At 74.6% G+C, this 14,374-nt stretch carries 17 protein-coding genes; 9 read left to right on the forward strand and 8 right to left on the reverse strand.

Features of this window, described 5'->3' with window-relative positions; all coding sequences use genetic code 11:
• Positions 1 to 15: 15 nt before the first annotated feature.
• The gene (locus tag AVL61_RS02955; RefSeq protein WP_157571266.1) at positions 16 to 903 is read left to right on the forward strand and encodes a carbohydrate ABC transporter permease; all 888 of its coding nucleotides are present in this window, start codon (positions 16 to 18) and stop codon (positions 901 to 903) included.
• On the forward strand, positions 900 to 2,246 hold the full coding sequence (locus AVL61_RS02960) for a glycoside hydrolase family 32 protein (RefSeq protein ID WP_058872862.1): 1,347 nt from the start codon (positions 900 to 902) through the stop codon (positions 2,244 to 2,246). The genes AVL61_RS02955 and AVL61_RS02960 overlap by 4 nt, the downstream gene beginning before the upstream one ends.
• On the opposite strand, the gene AVL61_RS02965 is transcribed toward AVL61_RS02960, so the two are convergent.
• Positions 2,212 to 3,237, reverse strand: coding sequence for a LacI family DNA-binding transcriptional regulator (locus tag AVL61_RS02965; RefSeq protein WP_058872863.1), 1,026 nt, complete (start codon positions 3,235 to 3,237; stop codon positions 2,212 to 2,214). The genes AVL61_RS02960 and AVL61_RS02965 overlap by 35 nt on opposite strands.
• A 128-nt stretch (positions 3,238 to 3,365) precedes the next feature.
• Positions 3,366 to 4,703, reverse strand: coding sequence for an SLC5/6 family protein (locus AVL61_RS02970; RefSeq protein WP_058872864.1), 1,338 nt, complete (start codon positions 4,701 to 4,703; stop codon positions 3,366 to 3,368).
• 148 nt (positions 4,704 to 4,851) lie between these two features.
• On the opposite strand from AVL61_RS02970, the gene AVL61_RS02975 reads away from it, so the two are divergent.
• Positions 4,852 to 5,064: a hypothetical protein gene (locus tag AVL61_RS02975; RefSeq protein WP_157571267.1), complete on the forward strand. Its 213-nt coding sequence runs from the start codon at positions 4,852 to 4,854 to the stop codon at positions 5,062 to 5,064.
• Positions 5,065 to 5,091: 27 nt separating this feature from the next.
• Here AVL61_RS02975 and AVL61_RS17745 read toward each other — a convergent pair whose 3' ends face one another.
• From AVL61_RS17745 to AVL61_RS02985, 3 genes are all read right to left on the reverse strand, one after another.
• Complete coding sequence (locus AVL61_RS17745; protein ID WP_157571268.1) at positions 5,092 to 5,256, reverse strand: hypothetical protein; 165 nt, start codon at positions 5,254 to 5,256, stop codon at positions 5,092 to 5,094.
• A 285-nt stretch (positions 5,257 to 5,541) separates the two neighbouring features.
• On the reverse strand, positions 5,542 to 6,390 hold the full coding sequence (locus AVL61_RS02980; protein WP_058872866.1) for a hypothetical protein: 849 nt from the start codon (positions 6,388 to 6,390) through the stop codon (positions 5,542 to 5,544).
• Between the two features lie 196 nt (positions 6,391 to 6,586).
• Entirely contained in the window at positions 6,587 to 7,177 is a 591-nt protein-coding gene (locus tag AVL61_RS02985; protein WP_058872867.1) for a GNAT family N-acetyltransferase, read from the reverse strand.
• A 157-nt stretch (positions 7,178 to 7,334) separates the two neighbouring features.
• Here AVL61_RS02985 and AVL61_RS02990 point away from each other — a divergent pair, with 157 nt between their 5' ends.
• From AVL61_RS02990 to AVL61_RS03000, 3 genes are all read left to right on the forward strand, one after another.
• A complete protein-coding gene (locus tag AVL61_RS02990; protein ID WP_058872868.1) occupies positions 7,335 to 8,207 on the forward strand; it encodes an NAD(P)H-binding protein in 873 nt (290 codons plus the stop codon).
• A 90-nt stretch (positions 8,208 to 8,297) separates the two neighbouring features.
• The gene (locus AVL61_RS02995) at positions 8,298 to 8,927 is read left to right on the forward strand and encodes a TetR/AcrR family transcriptional regulator (RefSeq protein WP_058872869.1); all 630 of its coding nucleotides are present in this window, start codon (positions 8,298 to 8,300) and stop codon (positions 8,925 to 8,927) included.
• A 42-nt stretch (positions 8,928 to 8,969) separates the two neighbouring features.
• Complete coding sequence (locus tag AVL61_RS03000) at positions 8,970 to 9,692, forward strand: VC0807 family protein (protein WP_058872870.1); 723 nt, start codon at positions 8,970 to 8,972, stop codon at positions 9,690 to 9,692.
• A 21-nt stretch (positions 9,693 to 9,713) separates the two neighbouring features.
• Here the strand turns inward: AVL61_RS03000 and AVL61_RS03005 are convergent, their stop codons facing one another.
• From AVL61_RS03005 to AVL61_RS03015, 3 genes are read right to left on the reverse strand one after another with little or no spacing between them, the layout of a single operon-like run.
• The gene (locus tag AVL61_RS03005; RefSeq protein WP_082696921.1) at positions 9,714 to 10,574 is read right to left on the reverse strand and encodes a phosphotransferase family protein; all 861 of its coding nucleotides are present in this window, start codon (positions 10,572 to 10,574) and stop codon (positions 9,714 to 9,716) included.
• 30 nt (positions 10,575 to 10,604) lie between these two features.
• Positions 10,605 to 11,264: a response regulator gene (locus AVL61_RS03010; RefSeq protein ID WP_058872871.1), complete on the reverse strand. Its 660-nt coding sequence runs from the start codon at positions 11,262 to 11,264 to the stop codon at positions 10,605 to 10,607.
• Entirely contained in the window at positions 11,261 to 12,469 is a 1,209-nt protein-coding gene (locus AVL61_RS03015; protein ID WP_058872872.1) for a sensor histidine kinase, read from the reverse strand. Before AVL61_RS03015 ends, AVL61_RS03010 begins: the two co-directional genes overlap by 4 nt.
• 195 nt (positions 12,470 to 12,664) lie before the next feature.
• On the opposite strand from AVL61_RS03015, the gene AVL61_RS03020 reads away from it, so the two are divergent.
• Genes AVL61_RS03020 through AVL61_RS03025 form a run of 3 tightly spaced genes read left to right on the forward strand, consistent with a single transcriptional unit; the run spans position 12,665 to position 14,350 of the window.
• Positions 12,665 to 13,045, forward strand: a complete 381-nt coding sequence (locus AVL61_RS03020; RefSeq protein ID WP_197412623.1) for a hypothetical protein — start codon at positions 12,665 to 12,667, stop codon at positions 13,043 to 13,045.
• A 15-nt stretch (positions 13,046 to 13,060) separates the two neighbouring features.
• Complete coding sequence (locus tag AVL61_RS18700) at positions 13,061 to 13,489, forward strand: DUF2332 family protein (RefSeq protein ID WP_157571294.1); 429 nt, start codon at positions 13,061 to 13,063, stop codon at positions 13,487 to 13,489.
• A gap of 9 nt (positions 13,490 to 13,498) precedes the next feature.
• The gene (locus tag AVL61_RS03025; RefSeq protein WP_058872873.1) at positions 13,499 to 14,350 is read left to right on the forward strand and encodes a class I SAM-dependent methyltransferase; all 852 of its coding nucleotides are present in this window, start codon (positions 13,499 to 13,501) and stop codon (positions 14,348 to 14,350) included.
• Positions 14,351 to 14,374: the final 24 nt, after the last annotated feature.

Here is a 14,374-nt window from a genome sequence, read left to right on the forward strand (position 1 = left end):
ACGAAGGAACATCTCATGTCTGCACCCGCTCACACCCCGCCCCGGACGGCCGGTCCGGCGCCCCGCCGACGCCGGCGCCGGGCGCTGCCCACACCGGGACGTGTCGCCGGTCTCCTCTTCCTGCTGGTCGCCACCGTCGCGGTCCTGGGCCCCGTCATGTGGACCCTGTCGACGTCGCTGCGCAGCCCCAGCGAGGCCTTCGACCTCCCGCCGAAGTTCCTCCCGACCGACCCGGACACCACGGCCTACGCCGAGGTCGCCCAGCAGATCGACCTGGTGCGGCTCGTCCTCAACAGCGCACTGGTCACCGCGCTCATCGCCGCCGGGCAGATGCTGACGGCGGCCATGGCCGGGTACGTCTTCGCCCGCATGCGCTTCCGGGGCTCCGGGCTGATGTTCGGCGTGGTCCTGGCCACCATGATGGTCCCGGTCCAGGTGACGATCGTGCCCGTGTTCATGCTGGTCCGCGGCATGGGCCTGGCCGACACCCTCCTGGCGCTGATCATCCCGGCCGTCCCCACCGCATTCGGCACGTTCCTGATGCGCCAGTACTTCATGGGGCTGCCGAACGACTTCGCCGAGGCCGCCGCCCTGGACGGCGCGAGCCCCTGGCGGACCTTCTTCTCCATCTACGCGCCGCTGTCCCTGCCCGGCATGGCCATCGTGGGCATCCTGGCGTTCAACTACCACTGGAACGAGTTCTTCCGGCCCCTCATCCTGACCATCTCGGAGCAGAACTTCACCCTCCCCCTGGGCCTCGTGTCCCTGCAGGGGAACCTGGGCACGGGCTCCATCTCCGTGGTCCTGGCCGGCGTCGTGATCTCCATGATCCCCGCACTCATCGTCTTCGTCTTCGGGCAGCGCTACCTGCGCGAAGGCCTCACCGCAGGAAGCAGCAAATGACCCTCTCTCCCAGCACCGCCTCCTCCGTCCTGCCCGCGAGCCGGGCCTTCCCCCGGACGCACCCCCGGCCCGCCCGGGGCTGGCTCAACGACCCCAACGGGCTGTGCCGGGTCGACGGCACCTGGCACGTGTTCTTCCAGTACAACCCCGGCTCCGCCCGGCACGACGCGATCCAGTGGGGACACCTCTCCTCACCGGACCTGGTGACCTGGCAGGAGGAGCCGGTGGCCCTGCGCCCGCAGCAGCACGGCCCCGACGCGTTCGGCTGCTGGTCCGGGGTGGTCACCGTCGACGACGGGCGCCCGACCGCGGTCTACAGCGGTGTCGAGGCCGGCGACGACCGGTCCCGGGTGACCCTGGCCACCGGCTCGGAGGACCTGCGGTCCTGGCGGCAGGAGGGCGTCACGGCGGCGGAGATGCCCGCGGACCCCGGCGTCGTCGCGGTCCGCGACCCGTTCCTCTTCCGCTGGGCGGGGCGGCGGTACGCGCTGCAGGGCGCGGGGCTCGCCGACGGCCGGGCGGCGATCCTGCTCTACGACGCCGCCGACCTGGAGCACTGGTCCTACCTGGGCGTGTGGCTGACCTCGGACCACCCCGTGCTCAGCGCGGACCTCGACGCTTCGATCTGGGAGTGCCCCCAGCTCTTCGAGGTGGTCGAGGGCGAGGTGTCCCGCTGGGTGCTGATCGTCTCCCGGTGGATGCGCCAGGAGGACGGGACGGGCCGGCTCCAGGACGTGCGCTACGTCGTCGGGCACATGGATGAGGACCCCGACAACGACGACGACGGGGGCCGGGTCCGGGGGGCTGCACCCCGCTTCACCCCCGAGGCCTGTGGCGCCGTGGACACGGGGCCGGCCTTCTACGCGCCCCAGGTGCTGGCGCTGGAGGACCGCACCCTCCTGTGGGGCTGGTCGTGGGAGACGCGCCCGGAGGAGATCAGCGACGAGGAGGGGTGGGCCGGCCTGCTCACCTGGCCGCGCGAGCTCCGCCTGGACGGCGACGTCCTCGTTGCCGCCCCCGCCGCCGAGTGCACGGGGCACCGGGGCCGGCCCCTCGAGCTGACGTCCGCGGACGGGACGATCGAGCTGCCGGACGCCGCCGAGCTCCGCGCCACGGGCCCGGACGCCGCCGTGCGCCTGCTGCTGCGCGGTCCCGCCGGCGAGCGCGAGGTCTGGTCGGGGCGCGCGGGGACGGTCGTGGTCGACGGCTCCGTGGTGGAGCTCTACGCCCAGGACGGTCCGTCCCACACCCTCCGGGCCTATCCGCAGGACGGCGAGACCTGGTGCGCGGTGGTCGAGCCGGGCGCGGTCACCGGGTGGGCGCTGGGCCCGTCGACGCCCTGACGATCAGCGGGCAGTCGATGCGCTCCACGGCGGGCGGGACCTCGAGGCCTTGGAGCTGCTCCAGGAGCAGCTCCACGGCGCGGGCCCCGATCCGCTGGTGCGGCAGGGCGACGGTCGTCAGCGCGGGGACGAGCTGATCGGCCACGCTCTGCTGGTCGTCGACCCCCACGAGGGAGAGGTCCTCCGGGACCCGCAGGCCCGACGCCGCCGCGCAGAGCAGCACGCCGGTGGCGGTGCGGTCGTTGGAGGCCAGGATCGCCGTCGGCGGCCCGGGGCGGGCGAGCAGGTGCTGGGCCGCCCGGTAGCCGTCCTGGATCTCCCAGCCGGTCGGCTCGACCGTGAGCCGCAGGCCGTCCCGGCCGAACTCCTCGCAGGCCGCCTCGAAACCTTGACGGCGCAGCGGCGTGGCCGGCGAGTCGGACGTGCCGGTCAGCAGCGCGATCCGGCGGTGCCCGAGGCCGAGCACGTGCTCCGTGGCGCGGCGCATCCCGGTGACCTCGTCCGGGATCACCGCGGGAAGGCGCTCCTGCGGGTCGTAGCAGTTGGCGAGCACCGCGGGGCGGTGCAGCAGCGGCTCGGGCGGGTCCAGCTCCACGAGACCGCCCGTGGCGTAGACCAGCCCGTCGACGTGCCGGTGGATCAGGGCCTCGGCGAGCTCGAGGTCGCGTCCGGGCACGCCCTCCGTGTCGGCCACGGTGAGCACGTAGCCCGCCGGGCGGGCGACCGAGCCGGCGCCGCTGATGATCCGGCCGGCGAAGGGGCTGGTCACGATCTCGTCGGTGATGACGCCGATGGTGCTGGTGCGCTGGCTCTGCAGGGCGACCGCCACCGCGTTCGGCACGTAGCCCAGCCGCTGCACGGCATCCCGAATCCGCTGCTGGGCCGTCGGCGACACGTTGCCGTCGGCGTTGTTGTTGAGCACCATCGACACCGCGCTCCGGGAGACCCCGGCCTCGCGCGCGACGTCGGCGGCAGTGGGGTTGCGGGCCATGTTCCTCCGGCAGTAGCACCGGTCTCGAACCGGGTCGGTGTGCGGCCCTCAGTCTATCGGGGACGGCCCGCCCGGCGCCGGGGAAACCGCCGTGGTGCGGTCTCCCCGGCGCCGGGGGCGCAGCGGACTCAGCGGACCAGGGCGAAGAGGATGCCGCTGATCGCCACGAGCCCGGCGACGGTCACGAACACGTTGGACAGCTGCCCCCGGTAGGGCGCCAGGGCGGGGATCCGGCGCACGGCGTACATCGGCATGAGGTACAGGATCACGGCGATGACGGGCCCGGCCAGGGACTCGATCAGGGACAGGATGCTCGGGTTGAGCACCGCGGCCGCCCACGTGGTGAGGAAGATGAACACCGCGATCCCGCGGCGCAGCGTCCGCTCCTGCGGCTGACGGGCCTGCGCGGGCAGCATGCTGCGCACGATGCCCGCCGCGCCCTCGGCGGCGCCCAGGTAGTGGCCGAAGAACGAGGAGACGATGGCCACGATCGCCACGGCCGGGCCGAGGTAGCCGATCCAGGGGCTGTCCTGCACGTTGGCCAGGTGGGAGAGCACCGGCAGGTTGGCGTCGCGGGCCTCCTGCAGCCCGGTGGTGCCCAGGGACAGCACGCAGGACCAGACGAACGCCATGGTGAACAGCACCAGCAGCACCGTGGTGCGGCGCAGCACCCGGGACGCGGCCTCCGGCGCGCGCACCCCGTGCTCGCGCTGCATGGCCAGGGAGAACTGCGAGATGGCCGGGGAGTGGTTGAACGCGAACACCATCACCGGGATGATCAGCCAGACCGACAGCGTGAGCTCGCCGGCGGACGGCACCACGGCGAGGTCGCCCAGCTGCCAGGTCGGCACGAGGTAGACCGTCACGCCCAGCAGGGCGAGGATCAGCGGGTAGACGAGCCACCGGGTCACGGCGAGCATGAGGCGCTGGCCGGCGACCATGACCAGCATCATCAGGGCGATGAGCACCCCGGAGAGCAGCACGCGGGGCACCGGGGGCAGGCCCAGCTGGTTGACCAGCAGGCTGTCGACCGTGTTGGTGATGCCCACCCCGTAGATCAGCACGATGGGGTAGATCGCGAGGAAGTACAGGACGGTGATGACCCGCCCGGCGCCCTCCCCGAAGTAGTCGCGGGCCACGACCGTGATGTCCTCGCCCTGCTTCGGGGAGGCGCACACGAAGCGGGCGAGCGCCCGGTGGGAGAGGTAGGTCATCGGGCCGATGAGGACCGTGACGACGAGCAGCGGCCACAGGCCGCCGGCGCCCGCGTTGATCGGCAGGAAGAGGATGCCCGCGCCGATGGCGGTGCCGAACAGGCCGAGCATCCAGCCGGTGTCGACCGCGGAGGGCCGACTCCGGGGCGCAGCGGGCGCGGCCGGGCGGTCCTGGGCAGGGGTCGTGGTCGTCGGGGAGAGGGCGGTTTCTGCATCGGCGGAGATCGTCCGCGGGGCAGGGGAGCGCGACATGGTGGTCCTCGCTGGATGTGCACAGTGGGGTGGACCACAGGGACGATACCAGCCGGACAGGGCCGCTCCGGGCCTGCGGCGACCGCCCGGAGCGCGACACGGGCGCCGGGTGCCGCCCGTGGACGGCCGCCGTGCCTACGGTGAGCGCATGAGCGATCGTGAAGCACCCGGCAACGAGCTGTTCGTCCTGGGCATCGCCCTCGGCCCGGCGTTCGGCGTCCTCCTCGGCGTGCTGATCGGCAACGTCGGTCTGGGCGTGGCCGTCGGCGTGCCCGCCGGACTGATCCTCGGGCTCATCGGCCAAGCCGTGGTGCAGAACCGCCGCCGGGACGACGACGGGGAGCCCGTTCCGCCCGAGTGACGCACCGGGGGCTGCCGCCCCGGGGAATCAGTGCTGCCGCAGGGTGCGTCCCACGATCCCGGTGGAGACCGCGAAGTACGCGGCGGCCGCGAAGAGCAGCGTGGCCCACCCGTAGGCCTGGGAGCCCAGGGCCAGGACGGCGCCGTTGGCGACGAACAGCATGACGGCCGCGACCGTCAGCCACTGTGCCACCTGATTTCCGCGGACCTCTCGTACCCCTGCCACTGTCTTTCCCTCCGTCGTTGCTCCACCGGCCTGCTGCTGCAACCGGGTGAGCCCAAGTTAGGTGCCGGGCGGGGCATATGTCTGGGTACTTAAGTCCAGACCTCCACGCCGCCGCGGAAACATCGCACCTGGTCAGGAGCGGGAACCGAACATGACGAAAGATGGCGCCGCCGGCACCCGGCCGAACGTCCCGGAACGGGCCGGGGCGGGGACGTGGTGTCCACGTCCCCGCCCCGGCTCGCGAGGTCCCGGTCACGGTGCCGCCGGAACCGCCCCGGCGTCGGCGCCGGTCACGCCCGGCTCCGCGGCCGCGCCGGCGCCCGCCTCACCGGTGCCGGTCTGGCCGCTGTCCAGCTGCTGGCCGCCCGTGGCCGGGAGCTCCTCGCCGGACGTGCTGCCGTCCCCGGTCACCGCTCCTGCCGTGGGGGCCACCTCACCGGGCGCGACCTCACCGGGGGCCGCGGGGGTCTCCGCGGTCGGGGCGGTGCCCTCCGCGGGGGCGACCTCGCCGGTGCCCGCAGCCGGGTCCTCGGCCGGGGCCGGGGTGGCGGCGCTGCGCACGGCGATCGACTCGCTGCCGGTCACGGAGCGCTGGATCGTGCCCGTGCCGCCGGACAGCTCCGTGCCGGTGAGCGCCTGGACGCCGAAGACGGCCGCGACCGCCAGGCCGAGGATCACGCCGGTGCTGACCAGCAGCGGCTTGAGGCGGGGGCGCAGGGCGCTCCAGCGGCTGCCGCCGGTCACCGCGGTGCTGCCGTCCGAGCCGGAGGCGTCCAGGCCCGGGCGGGCGAGCACGCGCTGGGCCACGGTGGTCTTCACCTTCTTCAGCCCGTGCCGGCTCCTCTCGAGGGAGGTGGAGTAGACGACCACGGCGATGCCGGAGACGATGCTGGTCAGTGCCGCGCCGAGCACGGTGCCGACCACGCTGAGGTGGCCGCCGATCACGGACATGGTCGCGGCGGTGGCGGCGCCGGCGAGCAGGCCCGGGATGTTCAGGGCCGGGCTCTTCTTCTCGGGCTGCTCCTCGGCCTCGGCCGGGACCGGGGCCTGGGTCTGGTCGTCGGGCGCGGGCGCCTCGGTGCGTGGTCTTTCCAGAGTCATGCTGTCCTGCTTCGTTTGCGGGGAAGGGGGTGCTGTTCCCCGCGACGCTGCTCGGGCCAGCCTTCCCCATTATCCGGACGGACCGGGCAATGCCCAGGCCGAGTGGGCACTCTCACACCCGGCGGTCCCGCTCCGGCGCAGTGTGACGTCGGGGGACCCGGCCACCGCCCGGCCGGCGGCGAGCGGGAGATCCCGCTCAGCGCAACGGCAGCCGCATGAGGACGCGCGGGAACGTGTTGAGCGTCGAGGCGGTGTCGGCGGCCTTGCTGAAGCCGGCGCGCTCGAACATGGCGCGCGTGCCGACATAGGCCATGGTGGTGTCGACCTTCCGGTCCCCGTTGTTCACCGGGTACCCCTCGACGGCCGGCGCGCCGTGGCCGCGGGCGTGCTCCACGGCGCCCTCGAGCAGGGCCTGGGCCACACCCCGGCCCCGGTGGCCGCCGCGCACCCGGAAGCACCACACGGCCCAGACCGGGAGATCGTCGACGTGCGGGATGGTCCTGCCGTGCGTGAAGGCGTGCAGCTCGGCCCGCGGGGCGACACCGCACCAGCCGACCACCGTGTCGTCGTCGTAGGCGAGGACGCCCGGCGGGATCGGCCGGGCGCAGAGCTCCCGCACCACCCGGGGGCGCTCCCGGGCGGCCAGGGCGCGGTTCTCCTTCGACGGGAGCCGGTAGGTGAGGCACCAGCAGACCGCCGAGTCGGGGTTCCGCGGACCCAGGACGGCGGCGACGTCGTCGAACCGCTCGCTCGTCGCCGGTCGGATCGTGAACGGGGTGGACGTCATGGTCGTTCCTCGGTGCGAGATGGGGCCGACTGGGACTCTCAGCCTAGGAAGAACCGGGTGCACGGACCACCCCGGGGACGGCGCCGGCGTGACGCGGCGCGGCGGCAGCCGTAGCGTGGTGGGTGCACGGACTGCTCGAGACGGAGGAGGTCCCGTCGTGAAGATCGTGGTCACCACACCCACAGGGCACGTCGGCTCCCGGGTCGTGCGGCTGCTGGTGCAAGCCGGGCTGCGGCCCACGGTCCTGGTGCGCAGAGCGTCCCGGCTGGACCCGGCCCTGCGGTCCCGCTGCGAGGTGGTCGAGGGTGACCAGGGGGACCTCGCCACCGTGCGCCGGGCGACGGCCGGCGCCGACGCCCTGTACTGGGTGGACCCGCCCACCGGCGAGGGCGACCCCGTGGCCGGCTACGCCCGGATGGGCGAGGTCGCCGCCGCCGCGGTGAGCGAGGACGCCGTGCCGCGGGTGGTCTTCCAGAGCAGCGTCGGGGCCGAGGCCCGCGGCGGCTTCGGGGAGATCGACGGTCTCGCCCGCACGGAGGAGCTGCTCGATGCCACGGGCGCGCACGTCACCCACCTGCGCTGCGGGTACTTCTTCACCAATCTGCTGCTGGACCTCGAGTCGGTGCGCTCAGGGGTGCTGAGCACCACCCTGCCGGTCGACCACCGGATGCCCTGGGTGGACCCGCGGGACATCGGGGACGTCGCCGCCGTCCGGCTGCTGTCCGGCGACTGGACCGGCCGGCACACGCAGGGGGTGCACGGCCCCGAGGACCTCTCCTTCGCCGAGGTCGCTCGGATCGTCGGGGAGGCGCTCGGACGCCCGGTCACCGCCGTGCAGGTGGCCGAGGACGAGGTCGCCGCGGCCCTGCGCGCGGCCGGCTTCACCGACGCGCAGGTCGAGGGGGTGCTGGGGATGTCCCGGGGACAGCGGGGCTTCACGCCGGAGGACCCGCGGGGGCCGGCCACCACGACGCCCACGCCGCTGGGCGCCTGGGCCCACGCCGTGCTCCGGCCCGCGCTCGCGGCCTGAGCCGGTCCTCGGTCCCGCGCTTCCCGGGCGTTGCCGGATCGAGACCGACGGGCCCTGGCGTCCTCTGACCGTGCGTACGAGAATTTGACCATGCGGTCAGAACGGGGGGCGGGCGCGGCGGAGGCCGGACCGGGAACGTTCACGGAGCGGGCCCGCCGGGAGCAGATCCTGGCATGCGCGGTCGAGGCGATCGCGGAGCTGGGCTTCGGCCGGGCCTCTCTCGCGGAGATCGCCCGCCGGGCGGGGGTCAGCAAGGGCGTGGTGTCCTACTACTTCCCCGGCAAGAAGAGCCTGCTGGAGCAGGTCGTGGCCGACGTCTACGCCCGGGCCGGAGCCGCCGTCGCCGCGGCGACGGCCGGCCGCACCGGGGCCGCGGCCCTGCGGAGCTATCTCGAGGCCAACCTCGGCTTCCTCGCCGCCCACCCCGCGGGCATCCGCGCGGTGACCGAGATCGTGCTGAACCTGCGCGGACCCGACGGCGCGCCACGCTTTGCCCCGACGGGGGAGGACCCCGTGCTGGGGCATCTGGAGCAGATGCTGCGGGACGGCCAACAGGCCGGGGAGTTCCGCGACTTCGACCCCCGCAGCATGGCCGTGCTGCTGCGCGGGGCGATCGACACGGCCTCCGGCCGACTGGTCACCGATCCGGGGTTCGACCTCGCCGCCTACACCCACGAGCTCGTGACCACGGCCGAGCTCGCCACCCGCGGAGCGCCCTGAGCGCACCGTGGTCGAGGAGGACGCCATGAGCAGGAGGACCCCATGAGCACGGCACGAGCTGCCCGTCCCCGCGGCGGACCGGACGCCGGCGCCGACGGGACCACGCACGGGCGCGGCAGCGCGGCCGGATGGCTGGGCGTGGACCTGGTCCTGCCGTTCGTCCTCTACTACGGCTCCCGCCTCGCCGGGGCCGATGCGTGGACGGCGCTGATGCTCGGGGCGGTCGGTCCCCTGGCGCGGGTGGTGGTCACGGCCGTGCGCGCCCGGCGGCTGGAGCGGCTGGGCCTGTTCACGCTCACCGTGCTGGGAGCGGGCACCGTCGTCGGGCTCCTGAGCCCTGATCCGCGGTTGCTGCTCGTCCGGGAGAGCTGGCTGACGGCCCTGGTGGGCGCGTGGATCCTCGCCTCCCTGCTGGGGGAGAAGCCGGTGCTCTACGAGGCGACGAGGCGCCTGATGCCCGCGGCCGCCGCCGAGGGGTGGCGCCGGGACTGGGAGACCCGCCCGGCCTTCCGCCGGGTGCTGCGCCGGATGACGGCCGCCTTCGGAGCGGCGTTCCTGCTCGACGCCGCGGCCCGCGTGCTGATGGCCTACACGCTGCCCGTCGACGTCGTGCCCGCGGCCGGCACGGGGCTGCTCGTGCTGCTCCTGGTCGTCGTCGTGCAGACCGGCAAGGCCTGGGGCCGGCGCCACCTGGGACCCGGCACGGAAAGCGCGGCCGGCGGACCGGGAGGTCCTCCGGGAACGGCCGCGGGCACGGGGTCCTGACCGGGGAGCCCGCCGCCCGGGTCACCGGCCGCCCCGGACGCGGTCGAAGGTCTCCCGGGCGACCTCCCACGAGGTCTTGCCGACGTCGAAGTGGTCGGTGAGCATGTACACCGCGATCCAGCTCTGGTAGGTCCAGGCGCGGTCGAGGAGCCCGGGGTCCCCGGGGCCGGTCCAGCGCTCGTGCACCGCGCGGACGAAGGCCTCGCCGTACTCGTACAGCTCCGCGAAGTCCACGGCCGGGTCGCCGAGGCACATGTCGCTGAAGTCGATCACCCCGAGGCGGGCCGCGGCGTCGTCCCAGAGCAGGTGCCGGCTGTAGACGTCGTTGTGGACCACCACCGCGGGCAGTTCGGCGGCGAGCAGCGCGTCGACGTCCGCGAGGATCCGCTCCACCTCCTCGAGCTCCGCCGCGGTCAGCACGGCCGGCAGGTGCGCGGTGGCCGCGCTCCGGACGTCGGCCTGGTCCTCGGCCAGGGAGGAGGCGGGCACCCGGGCCAGCGGGGTGCCGGGCACCGGCGCGGTGTGCAGGGCGGAGAGGAAACCGGCCAGCTGCGCCACGAGCGCGCCGCGCGCGGCGGCGTCGAGGGAGGCGAGGACCTCCGGCTGCAGCGTCCGCCCGGGCAGGAGGGGATAACCGGCGAAGGAGCCGTCCGGCGCCACACGGTCGTAGCGGGGGATCCGCACGGGCAGCCGCGGCGCGAGGTGGTCCAGGACCGCGATCTCCCGGCCGAGCGCCTCCGTGTAGGGCGGCTCCTGCGGGAAGCGGAAGACCAGGGCGTCGTCCAGGACGACGACGACGTGGTCCCAGCCCTCCGTGATCCGCCGCGCCCTCGACCACCGCAGGTCCGGGAAGGCCGCGGCGATCCGCTCCAGCTCGTCCATGAACGTTCTCCCTGTCTCCGTGATCCGGTCTCAGCAGCCCGGGGAGATCAGCCCGGTCTCGTAGGCGAGCACCACCAGCTGCGAGCGGTCGCGGGCGCCGAGCTTGGCCAGCAGCCGGGACACGTAGGTGCGCGCGGTGGCGGGCGAGAGGAACAGGGCCTGGGCGATCTCGTCGTTGGACAGCCCCCGCCCCACCTGCTCGAGCACCTCCCGCTCGCGGTCGCTCAGCACCCGCAGCGGGGCGTCGTCGAGCACGGTCTCGGGCCTGGCCGCGATGGAGCCGAGCACGGTGCGGGTCACCGAGGGCGCGAGCAGGGCCTCCCCGGCGGCGACCACCCGGATCGCCCGGCGCAGGTCGGCGGGGGACACGTCCTTGAGCAGGTATCCGGCCGCCCCGGCGCGGATGGCCTCGAAGACGTGCTCGTCCTCGTCGAAGGTGGTCAGCACCAGCACCCGGACGTCGCCCAGCGCCGGGTCGGCCACGATCCGGCGGGTGGCCTCGAGACCGTCCAGTTCGGGCATGCGGATGTCCATGAGCACCACGTCCGGGTGCAGCTCGCGCACCCGGGCCAGTCCGGTCCGGCCGGTGGCGGCCTCCCCGACCACGGCGATGTCCCCGTCCCGTTCGGCCAGGGCCCGCAGCCCGGTGCGCACCAGTTCCTGGTCGTCGACGACGACGATGCTGATCACGGCTCCAGCCTCCTCGGCAGCGTCGCGCGGACCTGGAAGCCACTGCCGCCCCGGGCGCGGCTGTCCCGTGGACCCGCGGCGAAGGAGCCGCCGAGCAGGCCGGCGCGCTCGGCCATCCCGGCCAGGCCGCGCCCGCCGCCCGCTGCGCCGGTGTCCGGGGACGCGCCGCGCCCGTCGTCGGCGATCCGCAGCTCCAGGGTGCCGTCCCGCAGCCGGGCTTCCACCAGGGCGTGCCGGGCCCCGGAGTGGCGCAGGACGTTGGTGAGGGACTCCTGGAGAATGCGGTAGGCGGCGGCGTCGATGGTGGCGTCGAGCTCGTCCGGGTCGACGTCGATCCGCGCCGTCACCTCCACGCCGGCGTCCTCGGCCGTGGCGACCAGCTGCGGGAGCCCGGCGAGGCCGATGCTGCCGCGCTCCGCCGGGTCCGCGCCGGGAGTGCGCAGCAGCTTCACGGTGGTCCGCAGCTCTCGCAGCGTGGTGGAGGCCGCCGCACGGATCTGCTCGAGCGCCCGGGCCACGGCCTCGTCGTCCCGCCCGACCGCCTCGGCGGCCACGTTGCTGTGCACGGCGATCACGGACATCGTGTGCCCGATGGTGTCGTGCAGATCCCGGGCGATCCCCGCCTTCTCGGCCTGCATCCGGCGGCCGGCCTCGTGGCGCTCCTCGGCCGCGGCGAGCGCACGCAGCCGCTCCTGGTGCGCGCGGAGCTCCCGGCGGGCGCGGACGCTCACCCCGAGCGCAATGGCCGCGGCGACCAGGGCGACGTCGGTGAGCAGGTCGTAGCTGACCAGATAGGCGGCCGGCAGTCCCTCGTCCACGCGGAAGTAGGCGGCCACGGACACCAGCACCGCCCCGGCGGCGGCCGCCGAGCGGGTGCGGTCCGCCTCGGCGGCCGAGAACAGGGCGGCCACGGCCGGCAGGGCGATGCCGATCGGCGGCAGCTGGAACACGTAGTAGACGAAGATGCCGAGCACCGTCAGCACCAGCACCAGCCGGGGCGCGTGCCGCCGGGCCAGCAGCAGTGCCCCGAAGCCGGCCGCGAAGAGGTAGGCGAGGGCACCGGCGCGGCCGGTGCCCTCGAGGTCCGCGGCGGCGATGACGGCGACGAGCACGGCCATCGCGGCCGCGAGCGCACCGTCGACCAGCCGGAGGTCGGCCTCCTCGGCCGCCCGGCGCACGGGACGGGCCGCCACGGTGCTGGGCATGCTCCCAGGGTAGCCACGCCGCCCGCGGCCGTCGTGGGCCCCGGCGCGACAGGCGGGGTCACCCGCAGGCGACCGGGGCCATCGCCCCTCGGCGACGCAGGAGACGCGCTCCGACCGATGACCGCCGGAACGGTGCTCCGTAGCGTCGAGGCCATGACGAACCGACCCGGAACTCCTGCGAGCACCCGACCCGCCGTGAACTGGCTGCTGGTGCTGGGCCTGGGCGCCGTCGCCCTGGTCCGTCCCCTCGCCCGGGTCACCGGGGCGGCGGACGTCCTCGGGGCGCCCGCCGGGCCGCTGCTGCTGACGGGCCTGGTCACCGCCGTGTGGATCGGCGTGGTCGGGCTCGGTTGCGTGCCCCGCCCCGTGCTGACCCTGGTGCTGGCCGGTCTCGCGTACGGCGTCTACGTCATCCCGCTGAGCGCCGTCCTCTCGACCGTGCTGACCGGCACGCTGCAGGGCCCGGTCGCCGTGCCGGTCGCCGTCGTGCCGATCCTGCTCGGCAACGCCCTGTGGGGTCTCGTGGCAGGCCTGCTGGCCCTGGGCGTCCAGCGCCTGCGGGGAGCCCCGCGATGACTCCCGCCCTCGCCGCTGGCCGCGCACGTGGCCCTCGCCCTGAGCGCGTCCGACGAGGCGCTGCGCGTCCTCGAGGCGGCGCCCGCCCACTCGCGGCATCCCACGGTGGTCCTCGCCGCGCTGCACGATCTCGCCCTCGCCGGACGCGCCCCGGCACGGACGCGGTGGGGCTGGTCGATGTGGGCTGCTCGACCGCTCGGGCCTGCGGACCGAGGCCCTGGGCCGCTGCTGGTCGCGGGGCCGTCTGCCGGCGTGGACGGCGGGATCCTAGCGTCCGAGCCCGCGGCCCGGCCCCCGTGCCGGGGCAGGGTCGTACCCGTCGGGGTTTCTACGCCGGGGTCGCCTCCTCGGTGCCGTGCAGGTGGGCGCGCTGCTCGTTCTGGTTCAGGGCCAACTCTTGCGTTACCGGCAAGAGTGCATGCCATTGAAGCACTGTCTCGCTAGGGTGAGGGCATGACCGAGCACACGCATTCCCTGACCTCCACCGACTCCTCCCACGGGCACCGGCACGAGGAGGGCCTGGCCCGCCTGCTGGACCTGGACGCCGCGATGTCCGGCACCTCCGGGGACGAGGTGGCCGGCTGGGCCACCCGGTACGCCGGAGGCAGTCCGGACCGGATCGCCGACCTGGGGAGCGGAACGGGCACCGGCGCCCTCGCCCTGGCCCGGCGCTTCCCCGCCGCGGAGGTGCTGGCGGTCGACCGATCCCCCGTCATGCTCGAGCGCGTGCGGGCCGCGGCCCGCGAGCAGGGACTGGAAGGCCGGGTGCACGCGGTGCCCGCCGACCTGGACCAGGAGTGGCCGGCCCTCGGAGCGGTGGACCTGGTGTGGGCTTCCTCGTTCCTGCACGAGGTCGCCGACCCCGGCGCCGTCCTGGGCCACGTCCGCGGCGCACTGCGGCCCGGCGGGCTGCTGGCGGTCGTCGAGCTGGACGGCCTGCCACGCTTCCTGCCCGAGAACCTCGGATTCGGCCGCCCCGGCTTGGAGTCCCGGTGCCACCGGGTCCTGGCGGACGCCGGGTGGAACGCCCACCCGGATTGGCGGCCGCTGCTGGAGGCGGCCGGGTTCGAGGTCCACGGCCCGCACACCGTCAGCGCCTCGGGACACGAGGATCCCGCGGCCACCGCTCACTACGCCCAGGCCTGGCTCGCCCACATGCGTCCCGCCCTCCAGGAACGGGTCGGCGCCGACGATCTCGCGGTCCTGGACCGCCTCCTGGCCCCGGACTCCCCCGAGACGCTGCGCCACCGCCGGGACCTGAGCTTCCGGGCCGGCCGCACCGTCTGGGCGGCCCGGCGTCCCTGAGCGCCCGTCCGCCCCGGACGACGA

The sequence above is a fragment of the Kocuria rosea subsp. polaris genome, from assembly GCF_001483755.1.
In the GTDB taxonomy this organism is placed as follows: Bacteria; Actinomycetota; Actinomycetes; order Actinomycetales; family Micrococcaceae; genus Kocuria; species Kocuria cellulosilytica.